General features: G+C 40.9%; 1 protein-coding gene. It reads left to right on the top strand.

Features of this window, described 5'->3' with window-relative positions:
* Positions 1 to 190: 190 nt before the first annotated feature.
* Positions 191 to 760 (top strand): peptidoglycan-binding domain-containing protein, encoded by a 570-nt coding sequence (locus tag DP116_RS28070; RefSeq protein ID WP_169158229.1) that lies wholly within the window; start codon positions 191 to 193, stop codon positions 758 to 760.
* The last annotated feature ends 125 nt before the right edge of the window (positions 761 to 885 follow it).

Raw genomic sequence — 885 nt, 5'->3', positions numbered from 1 at the left:
GGGAGCCAGTGCGTTGGGCGGGTTTCCCGACTTGAAGCACCTGGCGTTGTAGGGGATGTAATAAGTTTTAAATTTTTATATTTGTGCGTCCGGAATCGGCTGATTCAAAAGTGATTTTAAGTATATCTTCACACAAAACATGAAGATCAATTAGCAACAAACGTAGTTGAGTTTAGAGAAAGGACAAATTATGAACGCTATTTCCGTTGTACTTAAGGAAGGTTCAAAAGGTGCAGAAGTTACTAAGCTACAAGAAGGTTTGAAAAAACTCAATTTTTATTCAGGTGTTGTTGACGGTATTTTTGGAGCAAAAACTAAGGAGGCTGTCATCAATTTTCAAAAATCACAACAACTCGTTGCTGACGGTATTGTGGGCGAAAAAACTTGGTCTAAATTAAATGCAGCGTTGCAACCAAGTGATCCACGTTCCAATTTTCGGGTAATTAATGTACAAGAATTTATCTCTTCTAACCGGATTAAAGTCTCTACTCCAAAAGCAGTAGCTGTACAATTGTTTAGCAAGCGGGAAGACGAAGAGGGAAGACGGTCAGAAGACATCGTAGTTGAATATCCTACAAGAGAAACAGCTGAAATTGTGCATGCCATAGTAGGATTAGCTGATGATTCAATTCGCGGAATAAGACAGCGCATCGAATTAAAACAGAAACAAAATAAGTGGGAGATTGTCTGGGTAGGTGAGCAATACAAGTGTCAACCAAATCGAGGATCCCAAGACTGGTCTAGCAGTCCTTGCTTATAACAATCACCTTCGCCAAATTCTCAAAAAAGGTAGGTATTCAGTTTGATGAGTTTGAGTTGATTAGTTGTGATTTCCGCGATATCTGCACCCCACCCCTTAATCCCCTCCCCGCTTGCGGGGAGGGG

The sequence above is a fragment of the Brasilonema bromeliae SPC951 genome (assembly GCF_012912135.1).
In the GTDB taxonomy this organism is placed as follows: Bacteria; Cyanobacteriota; Cyanobacteriia; order Cyanobacteriales; family Nostocaceae; genus Brasilonema; species Brasilonema bromeliae.
This window is presented reverse-complemented; position numbering and strand designations above follow the sequence as displayed.

Excerpts from the sequence above, each read along its gene's own strand:
- DP116_RS28070 (WP_169158229.1), top strand. The coding sequence starts at position 191 with ATGAACGCTATTTCCGTTGTACTTAAGGAAGGTTCAAAAGGTGCAGAA.